This window comes from Janthinobacterium sp. GW821-FHT03C10 (assembly GCF_059420865.1).
Genome location: NZ_JBWKUN010000011.1, coordinates 63,796 through 77,519 on the forward strand (window position 1 = coordinate 63,796; position 13,724 = coordinate 77,519).

Annotated in this window: 19 protein-coding genes; all 19 read left to right on the top strand. The window is 62.9% G+C overall.

What is annotated here, in order from left to right:
• Window positions 1-13 precede the first annotated feature (13 nt).
• On the top strand, window positions 14-361 hold the full coding sequence (locus AC07VH_RS27455) for an STAS domain-containing protein (protein ID WP_475416703.1): 348 nt from the start codon (window positions 14-16) through the stop codon (window positions 359-361).
• Window positions 362-572: 211 nt separating this feature from the next.
• A complete protein-coding gene (locus tag AC07VH_RS27460; protein ID WP_494788898.1) occupies window positions 573-1,490 on the top strand; it encodes an ABC transporter ATP-binding protein in 918 nt (305 codons plus the stop codon).
• Window positions 1,487-2,248, top strand: coding sequence for an ABC transporter permease (locus AC07VH_RS27465; protein WP_493047634.1), 762 nt, complete (start codon window positions 1,487-1,489; stop codon window positions 2,246-2,248). Before AC07VH_RS27460 ends, AC07VH_RS27465 begins: the two co-directional genes overlap by 4 nt.
• 46 nt (window positions 2,249-2,294) lie before the next feature.
• Entirely contained in the window at window positions 2,295-2,531 is a 237-nt protein-coding gene (locus AC07VH_RS27470) for a BolA family protein (protein WP_034753824.1), read from the top strand.
• A gap of 4 nt (window positions 2,532-2,535) precedes the next feature.
• Window positions 2,536-3,786, top strand: coding sequence for a UDP-N-acetylglucosamine 1-carboxyvinyltransferase (murA, locus tag AC07VH_RS27475; RefSeq protein WP_076569461.1), 1,251 nt, complete (start codon window positions 2,536-2,538; stop codon window positions 3,784-3,786).
• Window positions 3,787-3,798: 12 nt separating this feature from the next.
• Window positions 3,799-4,467 (top strand): ATP phosphoribosyltransferase, encoded by a 669-nt coding sequence (gene hisG / locus AC07VH_RS27480; RefSeq protein WP_070219646.1) that lies wholly within the window; start codon window positions 3,799-3,801, stop codon window positions 4,465-4,467.
• A gap of 26 nt (window positions 4,468-4,493) precedes the next feature.
• Window positions 4,494-5,819 (top strand): histidinol dehydrogenase, encoded by a 1,326-nt coding sequence (gene hisD / locus AC07VH_RS27485; RefSeq protein WP_489629414.1) that lies wholly within the window; start codon window positions 4,494-4,496, stop codon window positions 5,817-5,819.
• On the top strand, window positions 5,816-6,745 hold the full coding sequence (locus tag AC07VH_RS27490; protein ID WP_489629415.1) for a DNA-methyltransferase: 930 nt from the start codon (window positions 5,816-5,818) through the stop codon (window positions 6,743-6,745). Before hisD ends, AC07VH_RS27490 begins: the two co-directional genes overlap by 4 nt.
• Window positions 6,746-6,778: 33 nt before the next feature.
• Window positions 6,779-7,873, top strand: a complete 1,095-nt coding sequence (gene hisC, locus AC07VH_RS27495) for a histidinol-phosphate transaminase (protein WP_494788899.1) — start codon at window positions 6,779-6,781, stop codon at window positions 7,871-7,873.
• Between the two features lie 19 nt (window positions 7,874-7,892).
• A complete protein-coding gene (hisB, locus tag AC07VH_RS27500) occupies window positions 7,893-8,483 on the top strand; it encodes an imidazoleglycerol-phosphate dehydratase HisB (protein WP_010402123.1) in 591 nt (196 codons plus the stop codon).
• Window positions 8,484-8,521: 38 nt separating this feature from the next.
• Entirely contained in the window at window positions 8,522-9,160 is a 639-nt protein-coding gene (gene hisH, locus AC07VH_RS27505; protein ID WP_489629417.1) for an imidazole glycerol phosphate synthase subunit HisH, read from the top strand.
• 55 nt (window positions 9,161-9,215) lie between these two features.
• Window positions 9,216-9,989: a 1-(5-phosphoribosyl)-5-[(5-phosphoribosylamino)methylideneamino]imidazole-4-carboxamide isomerase gene (hisA, locus tag AC07VH_RS27510; RefSeq protein ID WP_475416697.1), complete on the top strand. Its 774-nt coding sequence runs from the start codon at window positions 9,216-9,218 to the stop codon at window positions 9,987-9,989.
• A 60-nt stretch (window positions 9,990-10,049) separates the two neighbouring features.
• A complete protein-coding gene (gene hisF / locus AC07VH_RS27515; protein ID WP_034753845.1) occupies window positions 10,050-10,811 on the top strand; it encodes an imidazole glycerol phosphate synthase subunit HisF in 762 nt (253 codons plus the stop codon).
• Window positions 10,812-10,845: 34 nt separating this feature from the next.
• Window positions 10,846-11,283: a phosphoribosyl-AMP cyclohydrolase gene (gene hisI, locus AC07VH_RS27520; RefSeq protein WP_070219635.1), complete on the top strand. Its 438-nt coding sequence runs from the start codon at window positions 10,846-10,848 to the stop codon at window positions 11,281-11,283.
• A complete protein-coding gene (locus AC07VH_RS27525; protein WP_034753849.1) occupies window positions 11,280-11,651 on the top strand; it encodes a phosphoribosyl-ATP diphosphatase in 372 nt (123 codons plus the stop codon). Before hisI ends, AC07VH_RS27525 begins: the two co-directional genes overlap by 4 nt.
• 15 nt (window positions 11,652-11,666) lie before the next feature.
• Window positions 11,667-12,038, top strand: coding sequence for a histidine triad nucleotide-binding protein (locus AC07VH_RS27530; protein WP_475416696.1), 372 nt, complete (start codon window positions 11,667-11,669; stop codon window positions 12,036-12,038).
• A gap of 80 nt (window positions 12,039-12,118) precedes the next feature.
• Window positions 12,119-12,355 carry a Sec-independent protein translocase subunit TatA gene (gene tatA / locus AC07VH_RS27535; RefSeq protein ID WP_046683197.1) on the top strand — a complete coding sequence of 79 codons (237 nt, stop codon included), beginning with the start codon at window positions 12,119-12,121 and terminating at the stop codon, window positions 12,353-12,355.
• Between the two features lie 48 nt (window positions 12,356-12,403).
• Window positions 12,404-12,937 (top strand): Sec-independent protein translocase protein TatB, encoded by a 534-nt coding sequence (gene tatB, locus AC07VH_RS27540; RefSeq protein ID WP_475416695.1) that lies wholly within the window; start codon window positions 12,404-12,406, stop codon window positions 12,935-12,937.
• A complete protein-coding gene (gene tatC, locus AC07VH_RS27545) occupies window positions 12,934-13,689 on the top strand; it encodes a twin-arginine translocase subunit TatC (RefSeq protein WP_035823092.1) in 756 nt (251 codons plus the stop codon). Before tatB ends, tatC begins: the two co-directional genes overlap by 4 nt.
• Window positions 13,690-13,724 lie beyond the last annotated feature (35 nt).

Below are 13,724 nucleotides of genomic sequence, written 5' to 3' on the forward strand. Positions count from 1 at the left end.
GCAGCCCGACGCCATGCCCGATTCTCTCGACACCTTGCAGTCCCTGACTTCCCTGACCGTGCACAATGCCACTTCGGCATTGGAGCAGGGTCTGGACGCCATCCGCTCGGGTCAGACGAAGTTCGACCTGCGCAACGTCAAGGCCGTCGATTCGGCCGCCGTGTCCGTCATGCTGACGTGGCAGCGCGCCGCGCAGGAGGCGGGCGCCGTGCTGGAGCTGAAAAACCTGCCGAACAACCTGAAGAACCTCACCAAGCTGTATGGCGTCTGCTCGCTCGTCTCGAGCACCTTGACGGCCGACGACTGCGCCAGCGCCGGCGGCCACGCCGAACGCAGCCCGTCCGACCTGCATCATCATTGATCCTGTCCCACTCCCCGCATCAGCAGTAGCTTTCAAGCCGGCAGACCAGCAGCGCCGCCGGATTGATCTCCAAGTGTTCCACGAATTTTCCAACTATAATTGACTGTTGCGCCGTCCTCGCCTGAAGGTGGCGCCCTGCACCGGCCTGCCGGCCTGGATGTCTCCGGCAACTGGCGCATCACACCAGACGCATTACACTTGAAACAAGCACATGACCGCAATTCAAATAACGAATGTAGAAAAGAGCTATAAATCGCTCAAGGCGCTGGGCGGCGTGTCGCTGGCCATCGAAGAAGGCGAGTTCTTTGGCCTGCTCGGCCCGAACGGCGCCGGCAAGACCACCCTCATTTCCATCATCGCCGGCCTGATACGCCCCGACGCGGGCACCGTCAAGATCCACGGCCACGACGTGGTCGCGGACTTCCGCAACGCGCGCCGCAACCTGGGGGTGGTGCCGCAGGAACTCGTGTTCGACCCGTTCTTCACCGTGCGCGAAACCCTGCGCCTGCAGTCCGGCTATTTCGGCCTGCCGAACAACGACAAGTGGATCGACGAGGTCATGGAAAACCTCGACCTGACCGGCAAGGCCGACACGAATATGCGCGCCCTGTCCGGCGGCATGAAGCGCCGCGTGCTCGTGGCGCAGGCGCTGGTGCACAAGCCGCCCGTCATCGTGCTCGATGAGCCGACGGCCGGCGTCGACGTGGAACTGCGCCAGACCCTGTGGAAGTTCATCTCGCGCCTGAACCGCGAAGGCGGCCACACGGTCGTGCTGACCACCCACTATCTGGAAGAGGCGCAAGCCATGTGCCAGCGCGTGGCCATGCTGAAGACCGGCAAGGTGGTGGCGCTCGACACCATGTCGGCCCTGATCCGCCGCATCGCCGGCTCGCAGCTGCAGGTGCACCTGAAACACGGCAGCCTGCCGGCCGACCTGCAGCACCTGGTGCTGCACCCGGAAGAACAGCAGGCGCCGAACAAGTTCAGCCTGCGCGTCAATGAATACAGCGAAGTCGAGAAGATCCTCGCCCGCCTGCGCGAAGCGGGCGTCGAAATCGATGAAATGCAATTGCAACAAGCCGACCTGGAAGATATCTTCTTGCAGATCATGGATAAAGGTACCGTATGATTTCGACAGGATTTCGCACCCTCGTCTACAAAGAGACGCTGCGCTTCTGGAAAGTGGCGACGCAAACCGTGGCCGCGCCCGTGCTCACGTCGATGCTGTATTTGCTGGTGTTCGGCCATGTGCTCGACGGCCGCGTCGAGCCGAGCCCCGGCGTCAGCTACACGGCCTTCCTGATTCCCGGCCTGGTGATGATGAGCGTGCTGCAAAACGCGTTTGCCAATTCCTCGTCCTCGCTGATCCAGTCGAAGATCACGGGCAACCTGGTGTTCGTGCTGCTCACGCCCCTGTCCCACTGGGAAATCTTTTCGGCGTATGTACTCGCTTCCGTCGCGCGCGGCCTGGCCGTGGGCTTTGGCGTGTTTGCCATCACCTGCTGGTTCGCCGACCTGTCGTTTGTCGCGCCGCTGTGGATCGTCATCTTCGCCTTCCTCGGTGCCGCCATGCTGGGCACCATGGGCCTGATCGCCGGTATCTGGGCCGAGAAATTCGACCAGCTGGCCGCCTTCCAGAACTTTTTGATCATGCCGGCCACCTTTTTGTCGGGCGTGTTCTATTCGATCCACTCGCTGCCCGCCTTCTGGCAGACGGTATCGCACCTGAACCCCTTCTTCTACATGATCGACGGCTTCCGCTACGGCTTCTTCGGCGTGTCCGACGTCAGCCCCTGGCTCAGTCTTTCCATCGTCGCCGGCTTCCTCGTGATCCTGGCGCTGGCATCGATCCGCCTGCTGAAAAGCGGCTATCGTTTGCGCCATTGATTGCGGCACATCACATCACTACATTATTCAATATCAAGGACTTATCGTGACCACCACTCCAGAACTGATCCACGGCTACCTGTCGGCCGGCCTCGAATGCACGCACCTCGAAGTGGAGGGCGATGGCCAGCACTTCCAGGCCGTGATCGTTTCGCCCGCGTTTGCCGGCAAGCGCCTGATCCAGCGTCACCAGATCGTCTACGCGGCGCTGGGCGACCGCATGCGCGAAGAAATCCACGCGCTGTCGATGAAAACCCTGACACCTGAAGAATTCCAAGGATAAGCACATGGACAAGCTCCTCATCAACGGCGGCAACCGCCTGAACGGCGACATCGCCATCTCCGGCGCGAAAAACGCCGCCCTGCCCATCCTGTGCGCGGGTCTCTTGACCGCGGGCGACCTGGACCTGACGAACGTGCCGCATTTGCACGACGTGGCCACCATGCTCAAATTGCTGGGCCAGACGGGCCTGAAAGTGCAGCAGGACGGCGACCGCGTGGTCCTCAACGGCAGCGCCATCACCACCCTGGAAGCGCCGTATGAACTGGTGAAAACCATGCGCGCCTCGATCCTCGTGCTGGGCCCCATGCTGGCACGCTTCGGCGAAGCCAAGGTCTCGCTGCCGGGCGGCTGCGCCATCGGTTCGCGCCCCGTCGACCAGCACATCAAGGGCCTGGAAGCGCTGGGCGCCGAGATCCGCATCGAAGCGGGCTACATCTACGCCAAGTGCGCCAAGCTGAAAGGCGCGCGCATCGTCACCGACATGATCACCGTCACCGGCACCGAAAACCTGCTGATGGCCGCGACCCTGGCCGAAGGCGAGACCATCCTGGAAAACGCCGCCTGCGAACCGGAAGTGACCGACCTGGCGCACCTGCTGGTGGCCATGGGCGCGAAGATCGACGGCATCGGCACCAGCCGCCTGGTGATCCAGGGCGTGGACGCCTTGCACGGCGCCTCGCACGCGGTGATCGCCGACCGCATCGAAACGGGTACCTTCCTGTGCGCCGTGGCGGCCACCGGCGGCGACATCACCCTGCGCAACGTGCGCACGGACATCCTCGACGCGGCGCTCGACAAGCTGCGCGCCATGGGCCTGACGATGACCTTCGGCGCCGACTGGATCCGCGCCGAGATGTCGGCCCGTCCGAATCCCGTCAGCTTCCGCACCACGGAATATCCGGGCTTCCCGACCGACATGCAGGCGCAGTTCATGGCCGTCAACACGATCGCCAACGGCGCCAGCCGCGTCACCGAGACGATCTTCGAGAACCGCTTCATGCACGTGCAGGAAATGAACCGCCTGGGCGCCGACATCACCATCGAGGGCAACACGGCCATCATCGCCGGCGTCAAGCAGCTGCGCGGCGCGCCCGTGATGGCGACCGACCTGCGCGCCTCGGCGTCGCTGGTGATCGCCGCCCTGGCGGCCGACGGCGAAACGCTGATCGACCGCATCTATCACCTCGACCGCGGCTACGACCGCATGGAAGTGAAATTGTCGGCCGTCGGCGCGAACATCGTACGTATTAAATAACAAGGAACGAGCATGAACGGATCGAACAACGGCGACAGCTCCCAGCTGATCCTGGCGCTCTCGAAGGGCCGCATTTTTGAGGACACCATGCCGCTGCTGGAAGCGGCCGGCATCAAGGTGCTGGAAAATCCGGAGACTTCGCGCAAGCTGATTTTGGCCACCAACGATCCGAACGTGCGCGTCATCATCGTGCGCGCCAGCGACGTGCCGACCTACGTGCAGTACGGCGCGGCCGATTTCGGCGTGGCGGGCAAGGATGTCTTGCTGGAACACGGCGGCGAAGGCCTGTACCAGCCGATCGACCTGAATATCGCCTCCTGCCGCATGTCGGTGGCGGTGCAGGCCGGTTTCGACTATGAAAAGGCCGTGCACCAGGGCGCGCGTTTGCGCGTGGCCACCAAGTTCGTGCACACGGCGCGCGAGCATTTCGCCGCCAAGGGCGTGCACGTCGACCTGATCAAGCTGTATGGCTCGATGGAGCTGGCACCGTTGGTCGGCCTGTCCGACGCCATCGTCGATCTGGTCAGCACGGGCAGCACCCTGCGCGCGAACAACCTCGTCGAGGTCGAGCACATCATGGAAATCTCGTCGCGCCTGGTGGTCAACCAGGCGGCATTAAAGCTCAAGCGCGAGCGCTTGCAGCCGATTATCGAGGCGTTTGAACGCGCCTCGCAAGCCTAGACACATTCAGTAGCAGAAAGCCGATTATGCCGATACAGATACGCAAGCTCGATTCAAGCCAGGAAGGTTTCCAACAATCGCTCGACACGCTGCTGGCGTTCGAGGCGGGCACCGATGCAGCGATTGAAACGTCGGTCGCAAAAATCCTGGCCGACGTGAAAACGCGCGGCGACGCCGCCGTCCTGGAGTACACCAACCGTTTCGACCGCATCCCGCATGGCGGCGCGGCGGAAATGGCGGCGTTTGATATTTCGCAATCCGAACTGCAGGCGGCCCTGAACGGCCTGCCGTCGGCGCAGCGCGAGGCGCTGCAGATCGCCGCCCAGCGCATCCGCGCCTTCCACGAACGCCAGCGCGAGGAATTGCGCGGTTTTACTTACACCGAGCCCGATGGCACGGTGCTGGGACAGAAGATCACGCCGCTGGACCGCGTCGGCATCTACGTCCCGGGCGGCAAGGCGGCGTATCCGTCGTCCGTGCTGATGAACGCCATTCCCGCGCACGTGGCGGGCGTGGGCGAGATCATCATGGTGGTGCCGACGCCCGATGGCGTGAAAAACCAGATGGTGCTGGCCGCCGCCGCGATCGCCGGCGTGACGCGCGTGATCACCATCGGCGGCGCGCAAGCCGTCGGCGCGCTGGCTTACGGCACGCAGACGATTGCCGCCGTGGATAAAATCGTCGGCCCCGGCAACGCCTATGTGGCGGCCGCCAAGCGCCGCGTGTTCGGCATCGTCGGCATCGACATGATCGCGGGACCTTCCGAAATCCTGGTGCTGTGCGACGGCACGACGGACCCGGACTGGGTGGCGATGGACCTGTTTTCGCAGGCCGAGCACGACGAACTGGCGCAGGCGATCCTGCTGTGCCCCGACGCGGCCTACATCGCGCAGGTGGAGGAGAGCATCGCCAAGCTGCTGCCGACGATGCCGCGCCAGGCCACCATCAGCACCTCGCTGGCCGACCGCGGCGCCCTGATCAAGGTGCGCAGCATGCAAGAGGCGTGCGAAATCGCCAACGCCATCGCGGCGGAGCACCTGGAAATCTCGGCGGACAACCCGCAGCAGTGGGCCGAGCAGATCCGCCACGCGGGCGCCATGTTCCTGGGCCGCTTCTCGTCCGAATCGCTGGGCGACTATTGCTGCGGTCCCAATCACGTGCTGCCGACGTCGCGCACGGCGCGCTTCTCGTCGCCGCTGGGCGTGTACGACTTCCAGAAACGCTCGTCCATCATTCACGTCAGCGAGGCGGGCGCGCAAACCCTGGGCCGCGTCGCCGCCACGCTGGCGTATGGCGAAGGCTTGCAGGCGCACGCGCGCAGCGCCGAACTGCGTCTGAAGCCGCAGCCATGACGACGATGGCGGATCAGCCGGACTGGGTCAACCGGGTCTATTGCGAAGACGCGCTGGCGGGGCTGGCGCGCATTCCCGATGGCTCGGTGGACCTGATCCTGACGGATCCGCCGTACAACCTGGGCAAGGATTACGGCAATGCGTCGGACCAGCAGTCGGTGGCCGATTACCTGCGCTGGACGGAAGAATGGATCGATGCGGCGCTGCCCAAGCTGAAAGCCAACGGCAGCCTGTACATCTTTCTGACCTGGCGCTATTCGCCGGAAATCTTCGTCATGCTGAAACAGCGCATGGCGATGATGAATGAAATCATCTGGGACCGCCGCGTGCCGTCCATGGGCGGCAGCGTGCGCAGCTTTTCATCGGTGCACGACACCATCGGCTTCTTCGTCAAGCGCAAGGATTACTACTTCGACCTTGACGCGGTGCGCATCGCCTACGACGCGGCCACCAAGAAAGCCCGTTCGCGCTCGATCTTCATCGGCGCGAAATGGCTGGAAGTGGGCTACAACCCGAAAGACCTGTGGAGCGTGTCGCGCCTGCACAAGGAACACCCGGAACGGGCCGACCACCCGACGCAAAAGCCGCTCGAAATCATCGAGCGCATGGTCAAGGCCTCGTGCCCGCCCGGCGGCGTGGTGCTCGACCTGTTCATGGGCAGCGGCACCACGGCCCTGGCGGCCAGGCGCTGCGGGCGCGATTTCGTCGGCTTTGAACTCAATCCCGACTACTGCGCCATCATCGAACAGCGGCTGGCGGCCCTCGCGCAGGAGCTGGCAGCACCGGCCGCGACCAAGCCAGCCAAGGCGGCGAAAAAGCCGGCGGCGGTCAGAAAAACGGCTGCCGTGAAAAAGCCGCCCGCCGTGAAAAAAGCCCCGGCCCGCAAGGCGCGCAGCGCCAGCGTGCCGGAAGACGTCGTCATTTAGTCTCCATTTCATTTCATCAGGAGTGTTTGCAGCATGTCTTTCCTCGATCAGTTAATCAGCAACACCGTGCGCGCCGATGTGCGGGCCGTCAAGGGCTACCAGGTCGCCGATGCCAGCGGCTACATCAAGCTCGATGCGATGGAAAACCCGTATCCGCTGCCGCAGCATCTGCGCGAGGAACTGGGCGCGCGCCTGGCCGGTGTGGCGCTGAACCGCTATCCGCCATCGTACGCCAGCCTGCAGGCGGCCATCTGCGCCAATCTGGGCGTGCCCGCCGGCTACGACGTCATGCTGGGCAACGGTTCCGATGAACTGATTTCCATCCTGGCCATGGCCTGCGCCCGCCAGGAGCCGGGCCAGCGCGCCGTGCTGCTGGCGCCCGTGCCGGCCTTCGTCATGTATGCGCGCTCGGCGCAGTTTGCCGGCATGGATTTCGTCGGCGTGCCGCTGCAGGCCGACTTCAGCCTGGACATGCCGGCCATGCTGGCGGCCATCGAAGAGCACCGCCCGGCACTGGTCTTCCTCGCCTATCCGAACAACCCGACGGGCAACCTGTTTGCCACTGCCGACATCGAACGCCTCCTTGCCGCCCTCGGCGACACGGGCATCGCCGTCGTCGACGAAGCCTACGAGCCGTTCGCGCAGCGCAGCTTCATGGGCCGCCTGCCCGAATATGAAAACCTGGTGGTGATGCGCACCGTGTCGAAACTGGGCCTGGCCGGCATCCGCCTCGGCTACATGTCGGCCGCGCCGGCCCTGCTGGCGCAGCTCGAGAAAGTGCGTCCGCCGTACAATGTGAATGTGCTGACGCAGGCGGCGGCCGAATTCGCGCTCGAGCACCTCGACGTGCTCAACGCCCAGGCGGCCCTGCTCAACAGCGCGCGCGACGACCTGGCACGACGCTTGGCGGAGCTGCCCGGCGTGACAGTATTCCCCTCGAAGGCAAATTTTCTTCTGATTCGTGTGGCGGATTCCGACGATGTTTGCGCAAAACTGCTTGCCCGCAGGGTTTTAATTAAAAATATGAGTAAAATGCATGCTGCGCTGGCCAATTGCCTGCGCATCAGCGTCAGCACCCCGGAAGAAAATTCCCTTTTTTACGATGCCTTCAAGGCATCCCTCGTTTAGCCTACCGCCAGAGCCTCCCATGAACCGCACCGCAGAAATCACGCGCAACACCAATGAGACGCAAGTTCGCGTCGCCCTCAACCTGGACGGCACGGGCCAGCAAAAGCTCAACACCGGCGTGCCCTTCCTCGACCATATGCTGGACCAGATCGCCCGCCACGGCCTGATCGACCTGGATATCGAAGCGACGGGCGACGTGCATATCGACAACCACCACACGGTGGAAGACGTGGGCATCACGCTGGGCATGGCCGTGGCCAAGGCCATCGGCGACAAGAAGGGCATCCGCCGCTATGGCCACGCGTACGTGCCGCTGGACGAGGCGCTGTCGCGCGTGGTGCTCGATTTCTCGGGCCGCCCGGGCATCGAGTACCACATCCCGTTTACGCGCGCCATGATCGCCGGCTTCGACGTCGACCTGACGCTGGAATTTTTCCGCGGCTTCGTCAACCATGCGGGCGTGACCTTGCATATCGACAACTTGCGCGGCACGAACGCCCACCATCAGTGCGAAACCGTGTTCAAGGCCTTTGGCCGCGCGCTGCGCATGGCTGCCGAGCTCGACGAGCGCGCGGCCGGCATCATTCCATCGACCAAGGGCAGCCTGTAAGCGCCGCGCTCGCTATATTGTAGATTCCGGGATCAAACATGAATAAAATTGTGGTGGTGGATTACGGCATGGGCAATCTGCGCTCGGTGGCGCAGGCGCTGCGTGCCGTGGCGCCGGAAGCCGACGTGCGCATTTCCGGCCTGGCGCAAGACATCGACAGCGCCGACCGCATCGTCTTGCCGGGCCAGGGCGCCATGCCTGACTGCATGCGCAGCCTGCGCGAATCGGGCGTATTGGAGGCGCTGCTGCGCGCCGCCGACAGCAAGCCCGTGCTGGGTGTGTGCATCGGCGAGCAAATGCTGTTCGACGGCAGCGAAGAGGGCGACGCGGCCGGCTTGGGCTTGCTGCCAGGCAAAGTCGTGCGTTTCCAGCTCGACGGCCAGGTGCAGGAAGACGGCTCGCGCTTCAAGGTGCCGCAAATGGGCTGGAACCAAGTGCGGCAAACGGCGTCCCATGTCATGTGGGATGGTATCGCCGACAACGCGTATTTTTACTTTGTGCACAGCTATTTTGCTCAACCTCAAGAGGCCGCGCACACGGTGGGCGAGACTATCTATGGCGCGCCGTTCGCCTGCGCCGTCGCCCGTGATAATATTTTCGCGACACAGTTTCACCCTGAAAAAAGCGCTGCCGCTGGCTTGCAGCTGTACAAGAACTTCGTTCACTGGCAACCTTGACGTTGGTTTTCCGGCTTTTTTTCCGCCCCTCACTCACTTTTAAATCACACTGACCATGCTGCTCATTCCCGCCATCGACCTGAAAGACGGTCACTGCGTACGCCTGAAACAAGGCGATATGGAACTTGCCACCGTATTTTCCGAAGACCCGGCCGAAATGGCCCGCCATTGGCTGATGCAAGGCGCGCGCCGGCTGCACCTGGTCGACCTGAACGGCGCCTTTGCCGGCAAGCCGAAGAACGAGGGCGCCGTGAAAGCCATCCTGAAAGCCGTGCAGGATTTCGCCGCGGAAAACGACATCGAGGAAATCCCCGTGCAGCTGGGCGGCGGCATCCGCGACCTCGACACCATCGAGCGCTACCTCGACGCCGGCATCACCTACATCATCATCGGCACGGCGGCCGTGAAAAGCCCCGGCTTCCTGCACGACGCCTGCGGCGCCTTCCCGGGCCACATCATCGTCGGCCTCGATGCCAAGGATGGCAAAGTGGCAACGGATGGCTGGAGCAAGATGTCGGGCCACGAAGTGATCGACCTGGCCAAGAAATTCGAAGCCTACGGCGTCGAATCGATCATCTACACGGACATCGGCCGCGACGGCATGATGGGCGGCATCAATATCGAGGCCACCGTCAAGCTGGCGCAAGCCGTCAAGATCCCCGTCATCGCTTCGGGCGGCCTGCACAACATCGGCGACGTGGAAGCGCTGTGCGCGGTCCAGGCCGAAGGCATCGAAGGCGTGATCTGCGGCCGTTCCATCTATGAAGGCACGATCGACCTGGCGCAGGCGCAGGAACGCGCCGACGAACTGACCGACGCCGCCGTTTAAGCCTGCCCGGCCGGGGCGCGCCTGCGCGTGTCCCGGCCTGGCGACAATCTGGAACCCATCATGCTTGCAAAACGTATCATCCCCTGCCTCGACGTGACCAATGGCCGCGTCGTCAAAGGCGTCAATTTCACGGAATTGCGCGACGCGGGCGACCCCGTGGAAATCGCCCGCCGTTATGACGAGCAGGGCGCCGACGAAATCACTTTCCTCGACATTACCGCCTCGAGCGACAACCGCGGTTTGATCTTCGACATCATCGAAGCGGTGGCGTCGCAAGTGTTCATTCCGCTGACCGTGGGCGGCGGCGTGCGCGTGGTGGAAGACGTGCGCCGGCTGCTCAACGCGGGCGCCGACAAGGTCAGCATCAACACCTCGGCCGTGACGAATCCCCAGCTGGTGTACGAGGCCTCGCAAAAGCACGGCTCGCAATGCATCGTCGTCGCCATCGACGCCAAGCAGGTGTCGCCCGGCAAGTGGGAAGTGTTTACCCATGGCGGGCGCACGGCCACGGGCCTGGACGCGTTCGAGTGGGCGCGTAAAATGGAAAGCTTGGGCGCGGGCGAAATCTTGCTCACCAGCATGGACCGCGACGGTACCAAGGTGGGCTTCGACCTGGGCCTGACGCGCGGCGTGTCCGACGCCGTCAGCATTCCCGTGATCGCCTCGGGCGGCGTGGGCGGCTTGCAGGATCTGGTCGACGGCATCAAGGTGGGGCGCGCGGATGCCGTGCTGGCCGCCAGCATCTTCCACTATGGCCAGCACACGGTGCAGGAAGCCAAGCGTTTCATGGCGCAGCAGGGCATCCCCATGCGCCTGGCGTAAAGACAAGCGGACAATATCAGCGGGATAGAAGAACATGCAGAACGGAACCATCGTAGCAAGCAATGCCAAGTGGCTGAAAAAGGTCAAATGGGACGAGCACGGCCTGGTGCCCGTGATCGCGCAGGAAGCGGGCAGCAATGACGTGCTGATGTTCGCCTGGATGAACCGCGACGCGCTGGCGCGCACGGTGGAGCTGGGCGAAGCCGTGTACTGGAGCCGTTCGCGCAAGAAACTGTGGCACAAGGGCGAAGAATCGGGCCACACGCAAAAGGTGCTGGAAATCCGCCTCGATTGCGACGAAGACGTGGTCTTGCTGAAAATCGAGCAAGCCGGCGGCATCGCCTGCCATACGGGCCGCCATTCGTGCTTCTTCCAGAAGTTCGAAGGCGACGAGAAAACGGGCGAATGGCAGATCACCGACCCCGTCCTGAAAGACCCTGAGACGATTTACGCGGAAAGCAAGAGCAAATGAGTGAAACCCTGAAGCGCCTGGCCGCCGTGATCGAATCGCGCAAGCTGGCCAACGGCGGCGACCCCGCCACCTCCTATGTCGCGCGCCTGTTCGCCAAGGGCGATGATGCCATTTTGAAAAAAATTGGCGAAGAAGCGACGGAAACGGTGATGGCCGCCAAGGATGCGCGGCGCGACAACGACCCGTCGAAGGTCCTGTACGAGTGCGCCGACCTGTGGTTCCACTCGCTGGTGATGCTGGCGCAGTTCGACCTGACGCCGCAACAGGTGCTCGACGAGCTGGCGCGCCGCGAAGGCCTGTCCGGCCTCGAGGAAAAGGCGGCGCGCAAGGACGAGCTGCGCGACGCCGGCGAAACAGACAAACACTGACCTACTGGAGCGTGCGTGGATAACTGTATTTTCTGCAAGATTGCTGCAAAACAAATTCCTTCGAGCATCGTGTATGAGGACGACGACTTGCTGGCCTTCAAGGACATCAACCCGGCCGCCCCCGTGCATCTGCTGCTGATCCCGAAGCGCCACGTGGCGACCCTGTCCGATTGCGACGACAGCCATACGGAAACGCTGGGCAAGCTGCTGCGCCTGGCGCCGAAACTCGCTGCCGAGTTCGGCTGCGCCGTCACGTATGACGCCGATGGCACGCCTGCCGGCGGCTTCAAGACCATGATCAACAGCGGCCCGAACGGCGGGCAAGAGGTGTATCACTTGCACATGCACGTGTACGGCGGTCCCCGTCCCTGGCGCGGCCAGCACTGATTTCGCTGCGCGCCGGGTTCGCGTGTATACTACCGGCATTGGTTGACGCTATTCGGGCACCGTCCCGCAAGGAGAATGTGATGGGTTCATTGAGTATTTGGCACTGGGTGATCGTTCTGGTTATCGTGATGCTGGTCTTCGGCACCAAGAAACTGGGCAATATCGGTGGTGATATCGGCAAGGCCGTCAAAGGCTTCAAGGATGGCGTCAAGGGCGACGATGACGCCCCGGCAGCCAATACCCCTCCTGCTGCGCCATCGCAAGTGGCCGACAAAAGCACCATCGACGTCGAAACGAAAGAGAAAAGCAAGTCCTGATAGCGTGGCGGGGCGCTTGCCTCGTCCGGTAACAGCCCTTGTCCGCTTATGATCGATCTCGGTCTCTCTAAAATCGCCATCATCGGCGTGGTTGCGTTGATAGTCATCGGCCCTGAAAAGTTGCCGAGAGTGGCGCGCATGGCCGGCACCCTGTATGGCCGCGCGCAACGCTACCTGAACCAGGTGAAATCCGAAGTCTCGCGCGAAATTGAAATGGAAGAGCTGAAAAACCTGCAGAAGGAAGTGCAGGATGCGGCCCATTCTGTCCAGCAAAGCGTGGAGAAATCCATGCATGGCGTGGAAAATTCGATTTCCGGCAACCTGGCCGAGGTGGAAAACGCCTGGCGCGGCGATTCCAGTTCGTATGAGGGGCATCACGATGCCCATGAAGCCATGCTGCGCGCCACCAACGATGACCTGGCCCGCAAGGCGCGCGAATTCCGCCGCAAGAAACTGGTGCGCAATTCCGCCGTTCCTGGCTGGTACAAGCAGCGCCATGGCGGCAAGCAGCACGTGCAGTCGGCGGCTGCCCGCGTGGCGCGCTTTCGTCCGCGCGCCAGTTCCTCCTCCTTTTACTCATGAGTAGCAAATCCCCGGTGGAAGAAACCTTTATCTCGCATCTGGTCGAGCTGCGCAACCGCCTCGTCAAGGCCTCGATCGGCATCGCCGTCGTCTGCGCCGTGCTGTTTTACTGGCCCGGCCCATCGCATATCTACGATTTTATCGCCGCGCCGATGATCGCCTCGCTGCCGGCCGGCTCGAAAATGATCGCCACCGGGGTCATCTCGCCGTTCCTCGTGCCGATGAAAGTGACGCTGGTGATCGCCTTCATCGTCGCCTTGCCCTGGGTGCTGTACCAGATGTGGGCGTTCATCGCCCCCGGCCTGTACACGCATGAAAAGCGTTTGATCGCGCCGCTGGTCATCTCCTCGTCGCTGCTGTTCATGGCCGGCGTGGCCTTCTGCTATTTCTTTGTGTTTGGCCGCGTGTTCCACTTCATCAGCGATTTTTCGCCGTCGTCGATCGCGGTAACGCCGGACATCGAAAACTACCTCGATTTCGTCATGTCGATGTGCCTGGCCTTCGGCGCCACGTTCGAGGTGCCCGTGGTGGTGGTGATCCTCGTGCGCATGGGGCTGGTTTCCATCGCGAAACTCAAGGAAGTGCGTCCCTACATCATCGTCGGCGCCTTCGTGATTGCCGCCATCGTCACGCCGCCGGACGTCGTCAGCCAGTTCTCGCTGGCCATTCCGATGTGCCTGTTGTTCGAGCTGGGCCTGCTGGTGGCGCCCATCTTCGTCAAGGCCACCCAGGCGCCGGAAGAAGCATCCTAGACGCTCTACCATACTCGCAGGCAAAAGCCGCTGAC